The following is a 15,729-nucleotide window of genomic DNA, read 5'->3' as shown; positions in this document are numbered from 1 at the left end:
CTGCGACGCCATGCCGATCAGAACACGCACCGCCGCAGCAATCCTGTTCCTGCTCGGAACGCCGCTTTGCGCCCGCGCCGCCAGCTTCACCGTGGTGGACGACAAGGCCGCGGAGGAGATCGCGGAAACCACGCGCCTCTACATCGACGGCAAGCTCGCCGCGCAGTTCCAGCTCGACGACGCGCACACCCACAAGGAAATCCGGGTGGACGCGCCGGATCAGCCCGGCCACACCGCCCACGATTACGCGCTGTGCGGCCAGATCAGCTATCTCGCCGCGGACGGCTCGCGACAGACCCGCCAGGTCAGCGGCGGCGGCACACTGCCGGCGCCGGACGGAATGCGCTTCATCGCCGTGGGCGCCGAGGATTTCACCTTGTTCTATCTGGTCGACCCGGCCGACCGCATGGCGTCCCGGCCGAAACCCGGCCCGTCGCCCTTCTGCGAGGCGCCGATTTCCTGAGCGGGCGGCTTTGCCGCTCATTCCTCCTGCGCCAGCAGGGTCGCCTGTTCGTCCGCCGCCAGCGCATCCACGAACTCGTCGAATTCGCCCTGCATCACCCGGTCGATCTTGTAGAGGGTCAGATTGATGCGATGGTCGGACACCCGCCCTTGCGGGAAATTATAGGTGCGGATGCGCTCCGAACGGTCGCCGGTGCCCACCTGCGACTTGCGATCAGCCGCACGCTCCGACGCCGCCTGCGCGCGCTGCCCTTCATAGAGACGCGCCCGCAGAATCTTCATCGCCTTGGCGCGGTTCTTGTGCTGCGACCGCTCCTCCTGCATCGCCACCACGATGCCGGTCGGCAGATGGGTGATGCGCACGGCGCTCTCGGTCTTGTTGACGTGCTGGCCGCCCGCCCCCGAGGCACGATACACGTCGATGCGCAGATCGCTCTCGTTGACGGAGACATCGACCTCCTCCGCTTCCGGCAGCACCGCCACGGTCACGGTCGAGGTATGGATACGCCCCTGCGATTCGGTCGCCGGCACGCGCTGCACGCGGTGGACGCCGGACTCGTATTTCAGCTTCGCGAACACGCCGCGCCCGTTGATGGTGGCGATCGCACCGCGCAGCCCGCCGAGCTCGCTCTCGTCGTAATCCATCAGCTCGAAGCTGTAGCCGTGCAACTCGGCAAATTTCCGGTAGGCGCCGAACAGCTCGGCCGCGAACAAGCCGGCCTCATCGCCGCCGGCAGCGGGACGGATTTCCAGAATGGCACTGCGCGCGTCGGCTTCGTCCTTGGGCAGCAGCGCGAGACGGATCTCGTGACGCAGGCCCGGAAGTTCGGCGGTCAGCCGGTCCCGTTCGGCTTCCGCCAGCTCGCGCATGTCCGGATCGGCGAGCAGCGCCTCGGCGTCGCGCAGCTCCTTTTCCGCCGCGCGCAGGGCGCCGACGCGCTCCACCAGCGGCCCCAGCTCGGCGAATTCGCGCGACGCCTTGGTGAAGGCCTCGCCGCTCAACGTACCGGACAGCATCGCCTGCAGCTCGTCGGCACGCGCGACGATCCGGTCCAGCCGGTCCTCGAACCTCATTGCGCCGAACCGGCCCCCGCGATCCGGGCGGCCAGATCCAGGATCGGCACCTCGTCCTGGGTGCCGTCGGACAGGTTCTTGAGCTGCACCACGCCGCGCGCGGCCTCGCTTTCGCCGACGATCACCGCGAACGGCGCGCCGATGCGGTTGGCCCGCTCCATGCGCTTCTTGAGGTTGCCGCGATACGCCATCTCCGCGCGCAGACCGGCCGCGCGCAGGCTCTGCAACACCTTCACCGCCACCGCCTGCGACCCATCGCCCACCGGCACCACGGCAATGCCGCACGGCGCCGCCGGCGCCTGATCCAGCAGCATGGACAGCCGCTCGACCCCCGCCGCCCAGCCGATCGCCGGCGTCTGCGGGCCACCCATATCGGCCACCAGACCGTCATAGCGTCCACCGGCCAGAACCGTGCCCTGCGCACCCAGCTTCTCGGTCACGAACTCGAAAGCGGTATGGCTGTAATAGTCCAGACCGCGCACGATCCGCGGATTGTGCCGGAACGCCACCCCGAACCCGTCCAGCGCGGTCCGGAGCTGGTCCCAGAACGCCCGCGCCGGCTCGCTCAGAAACGGCTCAATCAGCGGCGCATCGGCCACCAGCGCCTGATCGGCCGGGGACTTGCTGTCCAGGATACGCAGCGGGTTGCGCTCCAGACGCTTGCGGCTTTCCTCCGACAGACCCTCGGCGACGTCATGGAAATAACGCACCAGCGCGTCCCGCCAGTCGGCACGGCTCTGCGCGTCGCCCAGCGTATTCAGCTCCAGCACTACGTCGTTCTCGAGACCGAGCGCGCGCAGGATGTCGCGTCCGAGCGCGATCGTTTCCGCATCGGCCAGCGGCTCGGCCGCACCGATCAGCTCCGCGCCGACCTGATGGAACTGACGGTAGCGCCCCTTCTGCGGCCGCTCGTACCGGAACATCGGCCCGGCATAGAACGCCTTCTGCGGCAGGGACTGGGTCAGGCCGTTGGTGACCAGAGCCCGGCAGATCGCCGCCGTGCCCTCGGGGCGCAGGGTGATGGAATCGCCGCCCCGGTCGGGGAAGCTGTACATCTCCTTGGACACCACGTCCGAGGTCTCGCCGAGCGAGCGCGAAAACACCCGCGTATCCTCGAAGATCGGGGTGACCCACTCGTCGTAGCCATAGAGGCCGGCGACGCGACGGGCGGTGTCGATCACGTGGGCGTGGCGGCGCTGGTCCTCGCCCAGAAGGTCGCGGGTGCCCCGGGCCGGCTGAATAAGTTGCATGCTGTAATTTATTCCGCCGCCTGTCCCGCGAGCTGAGGACGAACCCGCGAGGCTTCCGCCGCCTCTTCGGCCTTCTTGGCGTCGATCTCGCGCTGAATGACCTCGGCCTTCGCCGTGACCAGATCAACGATGTGGTCGACCATGCTTTCGGCCGGCATGGTGTGGTCCTGCTTGCCGGCGGCATAGACCATGTGACGGCCGGAGCCGCCGCCGGTGACGCCGATATCGGTCATCAGCGCTTCGCCGGGACCATTCACCACGCAGCCGATGATCGACAGGGTGAGCGGGGTCTCGATATGGGCAAGGCGCTCTTCCAGCGTGGCCACGGTCTGGATCACGTTGAAACCCTGACGCGCGCAGGACGGGCAGGAGATGATCTTCACGCCGCGATGGCGCAGGCCCAGCGATTTCAGGATGTCCCAGCCGACATGGACCTCTTCCGCCGGTTCGGCAGAGAGCGACACGCGCATGGTATCGCCGATGCCGGCCCAGAGCAGGTTGCCGAGGCCGATCGCGCTCTTCACCGTGCCGGCGCGCTTTCCGCCCGCTTCGGTGATGCCGATATGCAGCGGGTGGTCGCAGACCTCGGCGAGCTGGGTGTAGGCCGCGACGGCCAGGAACACGTCCGAGGCCTTCACGCTGATCTTGAACTCGTGGAAGTCGAGATCCTGCAGGATCTTGGCGTGTTCGAGCGCGCTCTCCACCAGGGCGTCGGGGTTGGGCTCGCCGTATTTCTCCAGCAGATGCCGTTCCAGCGAGCCAGCATTCACGCCGATGCGGATCGAGCAGCCATGGTCGCGGGCGGCGTTCACCACCTCGCGCACGCGCTCCGGCGAACCGATATTGCCCGGGTTGATGCGCAGGCAGGCGGCGCCGGCCTGGGCGGCCTCGATGGCGCGCTTGTAGTGGAAATGGATGTCCGCGACGATCGGCACGTTCACTTCGCGCACGATCTCGGCCAGGGCGGCGGTGCTTTCCTCGTCCGGGCAGGACACGCGGACGATGTCCACGCCGGCGATCTCGGACAGGCGGATCTGGGCGATGGTCGCCGCCGCATCCGTGGTCAGCGTGTTGGTCATGGTCTGCACGCTGATCGGTGCGTCGCCGCCGACCGGCACCCGTCCGACATGGATCTGCCGGGATTTGCGGCGCTCGATCTGCTGGTACGGACGATAGCTCATCACGAACTCCCTCGGTCGTGCGCGTGTTCCGCACATAGATAGGCGCGACCTGGGCAGAACAGAAGCCGCGACGGTGCCCGGGGCCCGCCCGGCTGCGCTTCCTGCCAGGAACGCCGGGTGTTGAGAAGCCCGGCCGGAGCCGGGCGCCGATGCCTCGCCCCTATTGCGGCGGCGCCGGCTGTTTCAGTTGCGCCCGGTTGAGGCGCTCGGTTTCGTCCTCGACCGGTGCCTGCGGCGCGTGATGCTGCGCCGGGCGGGCACGGGGCGCTGGCTTCGGCGTCACGCTCGAATCGCCGGACGGGGTCGTGCCGTCTGCCGGAACCGGTGACGGCGTGGCCGCGTCCGAAGTGGCCGACTTGGCGGTCTTGTCGGCACTGCCGGCGATCTCGCCACTCTTCACGGCATCGAGCGTGAGCGGGATGCCGCGACGCACGCCGCCGATTCGGCCCAGGACCGGGCTGGTCACCCCGCCTGCGCTGACCGTGATGCCGCCGGCATTGCCGGTGTTGAGCACCACCGTGCCGGCATCGGCCGGAACGCTCCAATGGTCGCCCGCCTGCATGACGTGATCGTAGAGCACCTTGCCGCCGGGCTGGCGCACCTGCACCCAGGCATTGCCGACCGCGTTCAGGGTGACGGTCTTTGCGTCGGCCCCATCCGCAGCGGCCGGCGTGGCATCGGCCGTCGGTGTCGCCGCGCCGTTCGCGCCCGTGGCGGTCGTGCCTGTGGCCGTCTGGGCCGCGCCTGCGGCCGGAACGGTAGATGCGGGGGCGCCCGTCGTGACGGCATTCGGCTGCGCCGCAACCGCCGGGGACGTGGCCGGGTGCTGCAGATCGGCGGCCACGCCGGCCGTTTCCGGATTGGCGGCCGGTTTCTGCGCGGCCGTGTCGGCAGGCTTGTTGTCGGTGGTGGGCGGCAGCGGCGACGGGGTTTGGCCCGGGCCTGGCATCACGGTCGCCACCTGCGGCGAGGGGCCGTGACCGTTGCTGTTGGCGTAGGGCGACAAGGCTTCCGGCACCGGCGGCACCGTATGTGCCTCGTGGGTGGAACGACCGCCCAGCTCGTACCAGCCGACATAGGCGCCGACCACCATCACCACGCCCAGCAGCACGATCGCGCCGGCCGGAACGCCGCGCTCCGGCACCGGCACCGGAAAGGACAGCTCCGGCTTGCGGGTGACGTCCTTGGTTTCGCCCCGGAAGCGGCGCAGCATGTCGTCCGCATCCAGGCCCAGCGCGCCGGAATAGGTGCGCAGGAAGGCCATCGCATAGGCGCCGCCGGGAATCTTGGCAGGTTGCCCGGCTTCCAGCGCCTCCAGATAGGATTGCCGGATGCGCAGCCAGGCCGCCACGTCCGGCAATGTCCAGCCGAGCTGTTCGCGACGCGTGCGCAACGCATCGCCCACCGGCAGGCGCGAGATGTCGGTGGGGATTTCCGTACCGGTCTGGTCGCCGCTGCTGGCCATGCGAGTCCTCAGTGCGTGCCGGAAGGCGCTGCGTTCCGCGTCATGGCGTTGCGCAGCATCAGCGATTGCAGCGCCTGCTCCAGCAGCTCGTCAAGAATCTCCGGGATTGGCTGGATCCGCGTGACCATGCCGACCGATTGTCCGGCCATGACCGAGCCGCCCTCGATATCGCCATCAATCACCGCACGCCGGAGCGAGCCCGCCCAGAAATGCTCGATCTCGAGCTGGGCGGCTTCGCGCGTCACTTCGCCGGCCTGGAAGCGACGCACCGTTTCCGCCTGATGCACCATGAACCGGCGCGTTCCGTCATTTACCAGACCACGCACCGGGATCACCGGAAAGCGCTCGTCGAGCTGCACCGAGGGCAGCGCGTCGCGTGCCGCCGCGCGCACGAAAGCCTGCTTGAAACGCTCATGGGCGATGCTTTCCGTCGAAGCGGCGAAGCGCGTGCCGAGCTGCGCACCGGCTGCGCCCATTTCCAGCATGGCCAGGATGGAGTCGCCGCGGCCGAGGCCGCCGGCCACGAACACCGGCACGTCGCGGATGAACGGGAGCACCTCCTGCGCCAGCACCGTGAGCGAGACCGGGCCGATATGGCCGCCGGCTTCGGAGCCTTCGATCACTAGCGCATCGGCACCGAGCTTGATCAGGCGCTTGGCCATCACCAGCGCCGGGGCGAAGCCGACCACCTTGGCGCCGCCATCCTTGATCGCCCGCATCGCCGCGCCCGACGGCACGCCGCCTGCCAGCACCACATGGCCGATTCCGGCTTTGGTGCAGACGCCGATCAGGTCGTCGAGCTGCGGGTGCATGGTGATGAGGTTCACGCCGAACGGCTTGCTCGTCATCGCCTGTGTGGCGGCGATCTCGCGTTCCAGCAGCTCGGGGCTCATCGCGCCGCAGGCGATCACGCCGAAGCCGCCTGCATTGGAGATGGCGGACACCAGATGGTGCTCGCTGACCCAGCTCATCGCGCCGCCCAGGATGGCGAGTTCGGTGCCGAGAAAGGCCCTTCCCTTCGCCCAGAGCGCGTCGAGCTGCGCCCTCGCGGCTGCGCGGTCGGCCTCGCCGAACCCGGCAGTCATCGCCTCAGCCGACATCGAGGCCATAGGCGCTGTGCAGGGCGCGAACGGCGAGCTCGGTGTATTCCACCGCGATCAGCACGCTCACCTTGATCTCGCTGGTGGAGATCACCTGGATGTTGATGGAGCGGTCCGACAGGGTGCGGAACATGGTGTTGGCGACGCCCGCATGGGAGCGCATGCCGACGCCGACCACGCTGATCTTGGCCACATCCGGATCGGTGAGCATCTCGCCGTACTGGATCACGCCATGGGCCGCTTCCAGCACCTGGATCGCGCGGGCGAGATCGGTCTTGCCCACGGTGAAGGTCATGTCGGTGGTGCCGTCGGCGCCCGTGCTCTGCACGATCATGTCGACATTGACGTTGGCGTCGGCGAGCGGGCCGAACACGGACGCCGCCACACCCGGACGGTCCGGCACCTTGCGCACGGTGACCTTGGCGTCGTCCCTGGAATAGGCGATGCCCGCGACAATTTCCTTTTCCACGATCTCGTCCTCATCCACCACCAGGGTGCCGGGCAGCAACGCGCCGGTCTCGTTCTCGTAAGGCGCCGGGCCGTCGTCGAAGCTCGACAGGACCTGGACCCGCACCCGTTCCTTCATCGCCAGCTCGACCGAGCGGGTCTGCAGCACCTTTGCGCCGACCGAGGCCAGCTCCAGCATCTCTTCGTAGGCGATCTTCTCCAGCCTGCGCGCGCGCGGCACGATGCGCGGATCGGTGGTGTAGATGCCGTCCACGTCCGTATAGATGTCGCAGCGATCCGCCTTCAGCGCGGCGGCAAGCGCCACCGCGGAGGTGTCGGAACCGCCGCGGCCCAGCGTGGTGACGCGGTTGTCCGGGCCGATACCCTGGAAGCCGGCGACGACAGGCACCTGGCCGGACCGCATACGGGCGATCAGGGTTTCGCCCTCGATATGCTCGATCCGGGCCTTGCCGTGCGCGCCGTCCGTGCGCAGCGGGATCTGCCAACCGCTCCAGGAGCGCGCATCCACGCCCGCCGTTTGCAGCGCGATCGCAAGAAGTCCGCTGGTGACCTGCTCGCCGGTGGCCACCACCGCGTCGTATTCGCGCGCGTCGTGCAGCGGCGACAGAGCCTGGCAATAGCCGACGAGCTGGTTGGTGACGCCGGACATGGCGGAGACCACCACCGCGACCTCGTCGCCGATCTCGACCTGACGTTTGACGCGCTCCGCCACCGCACGAATGCGGTCGAGGTCGGCCACCGAGGTGCCGCCGAACTTCATCACGATGCGGGCCATGAACCATCCACTCCGGTGGACACCGACACCGCTCCGGTGCGGGGCAACGAACAGAAAAGCGTCCACGCGTTGCAGCCGGCCGCCTGGCGGGTCACATAGCTTTCCCGCGAACGAGCAGCAACATGCAACAGCCACAAACGAGCCACCCTTCCACCGTATCCCCGGACGAGATCGCCCGTTTCGGCCGGCTCGCCGCCGAATGGTGGGACCCGCGCGGGCCGATGCGCCCCTTGCACGCGATGAATCCGCTGCGGATCGGCTGGGCCGAGGCGCGGCTGTCGCGGCTGCGTCCGGCCGATGGCGAGCGCTTGCGCGTGCTCGATCTGGGTTGCGGCGCCGGTCTGGCCAGCGAGGCGCTGGCGGCGCGCGGCTTCGACGTTCTCGGCGTGGACGCGTCGGCGGAGGCGATCGAAGCGGCGAAGACGCATGCCGCGCTGGGAGAATGGACGGGGCAAGGCGGTGCTCTGCGGTATCGCGCCTGCGACGGCGAAACGCTGCGGGCCGAAGGAGAGCGGTTCGATGCCGTGTGTTCGCTGGAGGTGATCGAGCACGCGACGAACCCGGCCGGTTTCCTGCGGCTGATCGCGTCGCTGGTGCGTCCGGGCGGTCTGGCGATCGTGTCGACGCTGAACCGCACCGTGCGCTCGCTGGCCACCGCCAAGATCGGTGCGGAATATATCGCCCGGCTGCTGCCGGCCGGCACGCATGACTGGCGCCGGTTCATCTCGCCGGCGGAGTTGCAGCGCCATGCCGCCGAGGCCGGGCTGCGCGTGTCGGACATTGCCGGGATGACGCCGCGCTGGGGCAACCCGTCCGGCGGCTGGCGCGAAAGCCGAGATCTGTCGGTGAACTACATCGCCGCCCTGTCGGCGGACTGAGGCGGATCAGGGCAGTTTGCAGGCGGCGCCGATCGGACCCGCATAGCGGGTCCATTGCTGCGTCTGCCCGAGAATGGGCAGCAGCAGATACCCATGCAGCTTGAGGATGCCGGGTTTGGGCGACCAGATCGTGGCCTGATAGCGGTGGTTGTTGTCCGGATCGCGGATGGTGCCGTGCCAACGGCCCGGTTCGTCCGTGGGCACGAAGCCCTCGAGCAGCGTGAGGCCGCATTGCGGATGGTGGTCCGTGTCGGTGGGCATGACGCCGGAATAGCGCATGCCGACGAGCTGGCCGCAGAGCACGGCGCCGCAATGCCGGATCTCGAACACGCCGTCGGAGTCGCGCGTGAGCCAGCGGCCGAGCACGGGTTCGGCCGGATCAGGTGCCGCGAGGACGGGGACGGCGGCGCCCATGCAGAAGCTCGCGACGATGGCCAGCACGATGCCGCGCAGCCGAGACGTGCGGATCGCTGTATCGAGGGGCGGCATTCTAGCCGTCCGCCGATCGCAGCCAGGGAATCGCGACCACCTCGACACCTGCGTCTTCCAGCGCCTCGCGATCGCTTTCGGTGGTACTGCCGTAGATGCCGCGCTCTTCCGCATCGCCGTGATGGATGCGGATCGCCTCCTCGGCGAAGCGGTCGCCCATGTTCTCGCAATTCCGCTCCACCTCGGCACGGATCCGTTGCAGCGCCGCGCGGAGAGCATCGGGCAGAGCGGGCACACCGGCCACGGAAGCGGAGGGCGCGGCCGTCGCCGGCGGCGCGGAGGGCGGCACGGGAGCCGCGTTCCGGCTGCTGCGCACGGCGGGCGCCATCATGCCGCGCTCGACGCCCCTGGTGCCGCAGAACGGGCAGTTCAGGAGTCCGCCGGCTGCCTGCTCGTCGAACGCGGCGCTGCTGCGGAACCAGCCTTCGAAGGCATGGCCGGCATCGCAACGGAGCTGGTAGTGGATCACGCTGTGGAACTCTCGATCAGACGGCCAGAAGCGGATCAAGTCCGCCCGTGCGGTTCAGGGCCATCAGATCGTCGCAACCGCCGATATGCCGCCCGTCGATGAAGATCTGCGGCACGCTGGTGCGTCCGGAACGCTCGCGGGATTGGGCGCGCTCCGGGGAGCCGCCGGGCGCGTCGATCTCGGTGAAGGCCACGCCCTTCTGCTGCAGCAGCGCGACCGCGCGCGTGCAATAAGGGCACCCCCACTGCGTATAGATTTCGACCACCGCCATCACATCACCCCGGATATCGCAGCGACAGAAATTGCGTGCCGCCTCGCGCCTGACAAGTCCTGCCGGTTCAGCCTTCCTCCCGCGTGGTGCGGGCGGCGGCCAGCACGTCGACGCTGGCTGCCCCTGACTCGAGCAGGACCCGGGCGCAGACGCCGGCCGTGGCGCCGGTCGTGAGCACGTCGTCGATCAGGACGATGCGCCGCCCGACGATGGACCCGCGGCGCGAGGGCCGCAGCGCAATGGCGCCAGCGACTGTGGCGGCGCGTTCGGAGGGAGAATGGCCGACCAGCGTGGCGGTGGCCCGTGTGCGAACGAGGGCATCCACCGACACCGCGGTCTTCGCCAGCCGTCCGACATTACGGGCCAGAAGGGCGGCCTGGTTATAGCGCCGGGTGAACAAACGACGTTTGTGCAACGGCACCGGGACGAGCAGGTCGGCCTCTGCAAGCAGGGTTTTGCCCGCCCGGGCCATATGGCGTCCGAGCACACGGGCGTTCTCGGTGCGGTCGGCGTATTTGAGCGGCAGGATCAGGCGGCGGGACAGCTCGTCATAGGTGAAGGCCGCGCGTGCCCGGCGCCAGGGTGGCGGCTCGGCGTCGCAGCGCGGGCAGCAAAGGGACAGGCCGACGAACCCTTCGCTGGCGAAGGCGGTCCCGCAGCGATCACAGCAGGGATCGGTGATGAAAACGGCCTTGCGGAAGCAGGCGGCGCAGAGCTGGCCCGGCTCCGACGCGATCTCGTCGCAGGCCGGGCAATGGCCTGGCAGAGCGAGGTCGAGCGCTGCCCGGCCGACGCCGAGCCCGCCATCCAGAACCGCCTTCGCCAACCCGGACGCTCGCCGCATCGTTCCGCCCCCCGCACGACAGTGTCGGTCGTCCCCGGGCGGGCGGCAAGGCTCGGCCTCTTGGTGGACTGCCCCATCGGGAGCACATGATGTTCCGGACGAACGATCCGCCGGAGGAACCGCGCCGCATGGATGACAGCCACATCTTCGACCGGCGCGCCGTGCGTCTGCATCGCGATCGTGCGGCCGCGACGGTGGATTCGGTGGCCGACATCCTCTCGGCCGGTGCCGATCTGCTGCTGGACCGGCTGGACGACGTGAAGCGGCGGTTCACGCGAGCGCTCGACGTAGGCGGCCGCGGCGTGGTGGCCCCTGCCCTCCGGGCACGCGGGATCGAGACGGTGGGCTGCGACCTGTCTGCGGCGATGGTGCGGCGATCCGGAGCCGATCTGGTCGCCGCCGTGGACGAGGAGTGGCTGCCTTTCGCCGAGGGAAGTTTCGATCTTGTGGTGGCGAGCCTGTCGCTGCATTGGGTGAACGATCTGCCGGGGACGTTGATCCAGCTTCGCCGTGCGTTGCGGCCAGACGGGCTGCTGCTGGCGTCGCTGCCGATCCTTCCGACCTTGTCGGGGCTGAGGTCGGGGTTGCTGAAAGCGGAGTCGGAGTTGAGCGGTGGGGCATCGCCGCGCGTGTCGCCGTTTCCGGAGTTGCGCGATTGCGCAGCCTTGCTGCAGCGGGCAGGGTTTGCGCTGCCGGTCGTGGATTCGGATCAACTCCGGCTGAGCTACGGCAATCCGATGACATTGCTGCGCGATCTTCGGGCAGCCGGTGAGACCAATGCCGTCAGGCTAAGGGATCGACGGCCTGTTTCTGTCCGGATGATCCCGATGGCGATGGCGGAACTGGAGACAAGCGAAGACGGGCGTATCCCCGCGACGCTGGACATCGCGGTCATGACCGGCTGGGCGCCCTCGCCGGACCAGCCGAAGCCCTTGAAGCCGGGCCAGGCGACGATCCGGCTGGAAGATGCTCTGGCCGCAATGCCCGACGCGGACGAGCCGTGCTAGTGGGGCATGAGATTTCCGGCGAAGGAGTTCCCATGCGTCTCGTTTCCACTACGCCACACCACCTGCTCGGTGGTGTCGTTCTCCTGACAGCGTCTGTTCTGTTGGCTGCCTGTTCGGGCGGTACGGAAGCGCCCGTGACCAGCCCGACGAGCACACCGCAGCAACATTCGCCACTGGCGGCACCGCCCTCGTCGATGATGACACCGCACGGCTACTGAAGCGTCAGCGCCTCCGCGTCGGTCGAAACCGGGGGCGTCTGTCAGTCGGTCATGACCAGATCGACGCGGTCGATGTTGATCAGAACCTTTCCCTGGTTCTCGAAATTGACGGTCACGCGGGAACCGATGACGGATTGAACCTGACCGGCGCCCCATTCGGGACAGGTCGGATGCAATACCCATTGCCCCGGTTCGATCGTCGCGGCGGCTGACAAGCGATCAGTCATGGCAGCCGAAACGAATTTCGTCGGAATCGGTTCGCGTTTACCGTTTGTTTTCTCCTCTACCTCCAAGATGGCCCACCAGTGCGATGGATGGAGCCTGTCTTGGACGATCTTCTGGCGGACTTTCTCACCGAATGTTCCGAGAATCTGGCTGAACTCGATCTGGCGGTCGTTCGCCTCGAACGGACTCCCAACGATCAGCCCACCTTGTCGCTGATTTTCCGGCTTGTGCACACGATCAAGGGCACGTGCGGATTTCTGGGGTTGCCGCGTTTGGAGAAGGTCGCGCACGCGAGCGAAACGGTGCTGGACAAGTTCCGCAACGGCACGCTGTCCGTCTCGCCCGGCGGTATCGGGGTGATCCTCGCGGCGTTGGATCGTATTCGCGCAATCGTCGACGGCATCAGCACAACCGGCACGGAACCGTCCGGAAACGACTCCGCCATCATTGCCGAGCTCGAAGCCCTGGCGGACGGCCGCAAGGTGGCCGACGTTCCGCAGGTGATGATCCCGCAGCCGGAATCGACCCTGGCGCTCAATCTCACAGCTCTGCCGGTCGATGCGGCAGCGAACAATGCGCAGGCAGCAGCTGACCATCCTTCCGACAATGTTCCAGTACGCGGACAGACCATTCGCGTGTCGGTGGACGTGCTGGAAACGTTGATGACGCTGGTGAGCGAGCTGGTGTTAACTCGCAACCAGTTTCTTCAGCAGCTCCGCCTGAGCGGCAATGCCGAACTGACCGGACCGGTGCAGCGGCTGTCGCATCTGACGACTGAGTTGCAGGAAGGGGTGATGAAGACCCGCATGCAGCCGATCGGCAACGTTTGGAACATGCTCCCCCGCCAGGTCCGCGATCTGGCGCACGATCTGAACAAGCGGGTCGATCTGGTGATGCTGGGCGCCGACACCGAACTCGACCGCCAGGTCCTCGAACTCATCAAAGATCCACTCACCCACATGATCCGCAACAGCGTCGATCATGGTTTGGAGAAAGCGGAAGAGCGTCAATCGGCCGGCAAGAGCGCTACCGGCACCATCACCTTGAGCGCGCGCCACGAAGGCGGCCACGTGGTGATCGAGATCGAGGATGACGGGCGGGGGATCGATGTTCGTCGCGTGGCCGAGAAGGCCGTCGCACGCGGCATCGCCACCCAGGACCAGATCGCACGAATGACGGATTCGGAGATCCACGGCTTCATCTTCCAGCCGGGTTTCTCCACTGCCGCCGCCGTGACGTCCGTTTCCGGGCGCGGCGTGGGCATGGACGTCGTCAAAACCAATATCGAGCAGATCGGGGGTCTGATCGAACTGCACAGCACAGCGGGTCGCGGCAGCCGCTTCGTGATCAAGATTCCACTGACCCTCGCCATCGTATCAGCGCTGATCGTCGGCGCCGCGGGAGAACGCTTCGCCATTCCACAGAGCAGCGTCATCGAAGTCGTTCTTCCCAACGCTCAGTCGGCCACGCGGATCGAGACGATCGACGGCGCATCCGTGCTACGTCTGCGCGAACATCTTCTGCCGCTGATCCGACTGCGCACTCTGCTGCATCTGCCGGAAAGCGCCAGCGAGAACGGCACCGAGATGGTGGCCGTGATCGGTGTTGGCACCACGCGACTGGGCCTAATCGTCGACGGCGTGTTCGACACCGAGGAGATCGTGGTCAAGCCAGTGGCCACCGTGCTGCGTAACATCCCCCTGTTCGGCGGCAACACCATTCTCGAGGATGGGGCGGTCATCATGATCCTCGATCCGACCGGTATCGCACGCCATGCCGGGCTGGATGCTGCCCGTAAGGACGTCGTGGTCGCCGATAATGAAGAGGATGAGACCACCGAGAAGGCGGACATGCTTCTGGTTCGTGCCGGACGGGGCGCACCCAAGGCGCTGCCCTTGTTTCTGATCTCCAGGTTGGAAACCTTCGCGGCATCCCGTATCGAACAGGCGGGCGGTCGGACAGTGGCGCAGTATCGCGGCCATCTGATGCCCGTGGTCGCGCTCGACGAAACGGTCGATCTGCCGAGCCTTGCCGCCGAGGCGGGCCCCGACGACGCGTATCCGGTTCTGGTTTTCGAGAATGGCGGCCAGCCGGTCGGTATTCTGGTCGATGAGATCATCGACGTCGTCACTACGGACGCCAGCTTGCAGCCGGGAACGGCCGGCGCCGGCATTCTGGGCGTGTCTGTGGTGGCCGAGAAAGCGACCGATGTCATCGATGTCGGCTACTGGCTGAACCGGGCTTCAGGCAATTGGTTCCGGACCGCCGCCGCCGCGGCTCGCAAACCAAGACTCCTGGTCGTGGACGATAGCAGCTTCTTCCGCCAGCTCGTGGCGCCCAGCCTTTCCGCCGCCGGTTACGAAGTCACCGTGACCGAATCCGCCGAGGAGGCGCTAGCGTTACGGGATGCCGGCCGGTGTTTCGAGGCCATCGTATCCGACATCGAGATGCCGGGTATGGGCGGCCTCGGCTTTGCCCGCGAGGTCCGTGACGGTGGCCCATGGGCCGATCTCCCGATGGTCGCTCTGACTGGCAGTGATGTCGTTCAGGAAGCGCGTTCGGCCGGATTCACCGACACCATCCGCAAGTTCGAACGCGACACGCTGCTGCTCAGTCTCGAGCAGTGTCTGTCGCACCGTATCGCCGCCTGAGGGAGGGAATTCCATGTCCGTTACGCTTCAAACCCACCCGTCCCAGGCCGCAGCTCCGGTACTCGATCGTGGAGAAGAGGTTGGTTTCGTCACACTGATGCTGGCCGGCATGCTATGCGGAGTACCTGTGCTCTCGGTGCGCGAGGTCGTCACCAACAGCAAGATCGTCCGGGTGCCGCTGGCGCCGGCCGAAATCGCCGGCAATATCAATCTTCGTGGCCGCATCGTCACCGCGATCGACACACGTTCCAGGCTGGGTCTCGAACCCGCACCGCCCGCTGCCGAGCGCGTAGCGCTCGTCGCGGAGGCTAACGGTGCCCTTTATGCGCTGCTAATCGACCAGGTGCTGGAAGTTCTGAGCCTGCCGGCCGATCGAATTGAGGAGCTGCCGGTGAACTTTGGTTCCGCCTGGCGCACCTACAGCAAAGGCGTCCATCGCTTGTCGGATCAGCTCATGATCGTGCTGGATCTCCAGGCGCTGCTGTCGTTCCAGTCATGAGCGCGCTCGCTGGCAGACTCTGCCTGATCGTGGATGACAGCCGCACCGTTCGCAGGATCGCCCGCACCATCGTCGAGGACGCCGGAATGCGAACGCAGGAAGCGTCAGACGGAATCGAAGCCCTGACGGCCTGCCGCAAGGAGCGTCCGGACTATGTGCTGCTCGACTGGAACATGCCGAACATGAATGGCCTGGATTGCCTCAGGGCGATCCGCTCCGAGTTCGGCGCCTCCGCTCCGAGCGTGATCCTGTGCACGACGGAGAACGAGCCGGATTTCATCATCACGGCGATCGAGGCCGGCGCAGAAGAGTTCGTGATGAAACCCTTCGACGCCGACATTCTTCTCGGCAAACTGAACCAGGTATCGCCGGGTGCGGGCGGTTTTGCATGATGGAACCGCCA

17 protein-coding genes are annotated in these 15,729 nt (G+C 67.3%); 6 read left to right on the top strand and 11 right to left on the bottom strand.

Annotated features, from left to right (window positions below; all coding sequences use genetic code 11):
- Positions 1 to 10: 10 nt before the first annotated feature.
- Positions 11 to 463 (top strand): hypothetical protein, encoded by a 453-nt coding sequence (locus tag ACZ5BM_RS16030; protein WP_498909128.1) that lies wholly within the window; start codon positions 11 to 13, stop codon positions 461 to 463.
- Between the two features lie 17 nt (positions 464 to 480).
- On the opposite strand, the gene prfA is transcribed toward ACZ5BM_RS16030, so the two are convergent.
- The 6 genes from prfA to ACZ5BM_RS16000 form a co-directional block, all read right to left on the bottom strand.
- Positions 481 to 1,536 carry a peptide chain release factor 1 gene (prfA, locus tag ACZ5BM_RS16025; RefSeq protein WP_498909127.1) on the bottom strand — a complete coding sequence of 352 codons (1,056 nt, stop codon included), beginning with the start codon at positions 1,534 to 1,536 and terminating at the stop codon, positions 481 to 483.
- Positions 1,533 to 2,786 carry a histidine--tRNA ligase gene (gene hisS, locus ACZ5BM_RS16020; protein ID WP_498909126.1) on the bottom strand — a complete coding sequence of 418 codons (1,254 nt, stop codon included), beginning with the start codon at positions 2,784 to 2,786 and terminating at the stop codon, positions 1,533 to 1,535. The genes prfA and hisS overlap by 4 nt, the downstream gene beginning before the upstream one ends.
- A gap of 8 nt (positions 2,787 to 2,794) precedes the next feature.
- A complete protein-coding gene (ispG, locus tag ACZ5BM_RS16015; protein WP_498909125.1) occupies positions 2,795 to 3,970 on the bottom strand; it encodes a flavodoxin-dependent (E)-4-hydroxy-3-methylbut-2-enyl-diphosphate synthase in 1,176 nt (391 codons plus the stop codon).
- A gap of 157 nt (positions 3,971 to 4,127) precedes the next feature.
- Positions 4,128 to 5,432 (bottom strand): helix-turn-helix domain-containing protein, encoded by a 1,305-nt coding sequence (locus tag ACZ5BM_RS16010; protein ID WP_498909124.1) that lies wholly within the window; start codon positions 5,430 to 5,432, stop codon positions 4,128 to 4,130.
- 8 nt (positions 5,433 to 5,440) lie between these two features.
- Complete coding sequence (locus ACZ5BM_RS16005; RefSeq protein ID WP_498909123.1) at positions 5,441 to 6,517, bottom strand: NAD(P)H-dependent flavin oxidoreductase; 1,077 nt, start codon at positions 6,515 to 6,517, stop codon at positions 5,441 to 5,443.
- A gap of 4 nt (positions 6,518 to 6,521) precedes the next feature.
- Entirely contained in the window at positions 6,522 to 7,775 is a 1,254-nt protein-coding gene (locus ACZ5BM_RS16000; RefSeq protein ID WP_498909122.1) for an aspartate kinase, read from the bottom strand.
- 122 nt (positions 7,776 to 7,897) lie between these two features.
- Between ACZ5BM_RS16000 and ubiG the strand changes: the two genes are divergently transcribed.
- Positions 7,898 to 8,653, top strand: a complete 756-nt coding sequence (gene ubiG, locus ACZ5BM_RS15995) for a class I SAM-dependent methyltransferase (protein WP_498909121.1) — start codon at positions 7,898 to 7,900, stop codon at positions 8,651 to 8,653.
- Between the two features lie 6 nt (positions 8,654 to 8,659).
- Here ubiG and ACZ5BM_RS15990 read toward each other — a convergent pair whose 3' ends face one another.
- From ACZ5BM_RS15990 to ACZ5BM_RS15975, 4 genes are all read right to left on the bottom strand, one after another.
- Positions 8,660 to 9,142: a DUF2147 domain-containing protein gene (locus ACZ5BM_RS15990; protein ID WP_498909119.1), complete on the bottom strand. Its 483-nt coding sequence runs from the start codon at positions 9,140 to 9,142 to the stop codon at positions 8,660 to 8,662.
- 1 nt (position 9,143) lies between these two features.
- Entirely contained in the window at positions 9,144 to 9,611 is a 468-nt protein-coding gene (locus ACZ5BM_RS15985; protein ID WP_498909118.1) for a DUF1178 family protein, read from the bottom strand.
- A gap of 16 nt (positions 9,612 to 9,627) precedes the next feature.
- Positions 9,628 to 9,882, bottom strand: a complete 255-nt coding sequence (gene grxC, locus ACZ5BM_RS15980) for a glutaredoxin (protein WP_498909117.1) — start codon at positions 9,880 to 9,882, stop codon at positions 9,628 to 9,630.
- 67 nt (positions 9,883 to 9,949) lie between these two features.
- On the bottom strand, positions 9,950 to 10,726 hold the full coding sequence (locus tag ACZ5BM_RS15975) for a double zinc ribbon domain-containing protein (protein WP_498909116.1): 777 nt from the start codon (positions 10,724 to 10,726) through the stop codon (positions 9,950 to 9,952).
- Between the two features lie 128 nt (positions 10,727 to 10,854).
- Between ACZ5BM_RS15975 and ACZ5BM_RS15970 the strand changes: the two genes are divergently transcribed.
- Complete coding sequence (locus tag ACZ5BM_RS15970; protein ID WP_498909115.1) at positions 10,855 to 11,733, top strand: methyltransferase domain-containing protein; 879 nt, start codon at positions 10,855 to 10,857, stop codon at positions 11,731 to 11,733.
- A gap of 259 nt (positions 11,734 to 11,992) precedes the next feature.
- On the opposite strand, the gene ACZ5BM_RS15965 is transcribed toward ACZ5BM_RS15970, so the two are convergent.
- Entirely contained in the window at positions 11,993 to 12,178 is a 186-nt protein-coding gene (locus tag ACZ5BM_RS15965) for a DUF3553 domain-containing protein (RefSeq protein ID WP_498911682.1), read from the bottom strand.
- 99 nt (positions 12,179 to 12,277) lie between these two features.
- Between ACZ5BM_RS15965 and ACZ5BM_RS15960 the strand changes: the two genes are divergently transcribed.
- Genes ACZ5BM_RS15960 through ACZ5BM_RS15950 form a run of 3 tightly spaced genes read left to right on the top strand, consistent with a single transcriptional unit; the run spans position 12,278 to position 15,718 of the window.
- Positions 12,278 to 14,827: a hybrid sensor histidine kinase/response regulator gene (locus ACZ5BM_RS15960; protein WP_498909114.1), complete on the top strand. Its 2,550-nt coding sequence runs from the start codon at positions 12,278 to 12,280 to the stop codon at positions 14,825 to 14,827.
- A gap of 13 nt (positions 14,828 to 14,840) precedes the next feature.
- A complete protein-coding gene (locus tag ACZ5BM_RS15955) occupies positions 14,841 to 15,326 on the top strand; it encodes a CheW domain-containing protein (RefSeq protein ID WP_498909113.1) in 486 nt (161 codons plus the stop codon).
- On the top strand, positions 15,323 to 15,718 hold the full coding sequence (locus ACZ5BM_RS15950) for a response regulator (protein ID WP_498909112.1): 396 nt from the start codon (positions 15,323 to 15,325) through the stop codon (positions 15,716 to 15,718). Before ACZ5BM_RS15955 ends, ACZ5BM_RS15950 begins: the two co-directional genes overlap by 4 nt.
- The last annotated feature ends 11 nt before the right edge of the window (positions 15,719 to 15,729 follow it).

The sequence above is a fragment of the Lichenicola sp. GTC18331 genome (assembly GCF_055386855.1).
Note: the sequence above shows the minus strand (reverse complement) of the source record. Positions and strands in the feature narration are given on the sequence as shown.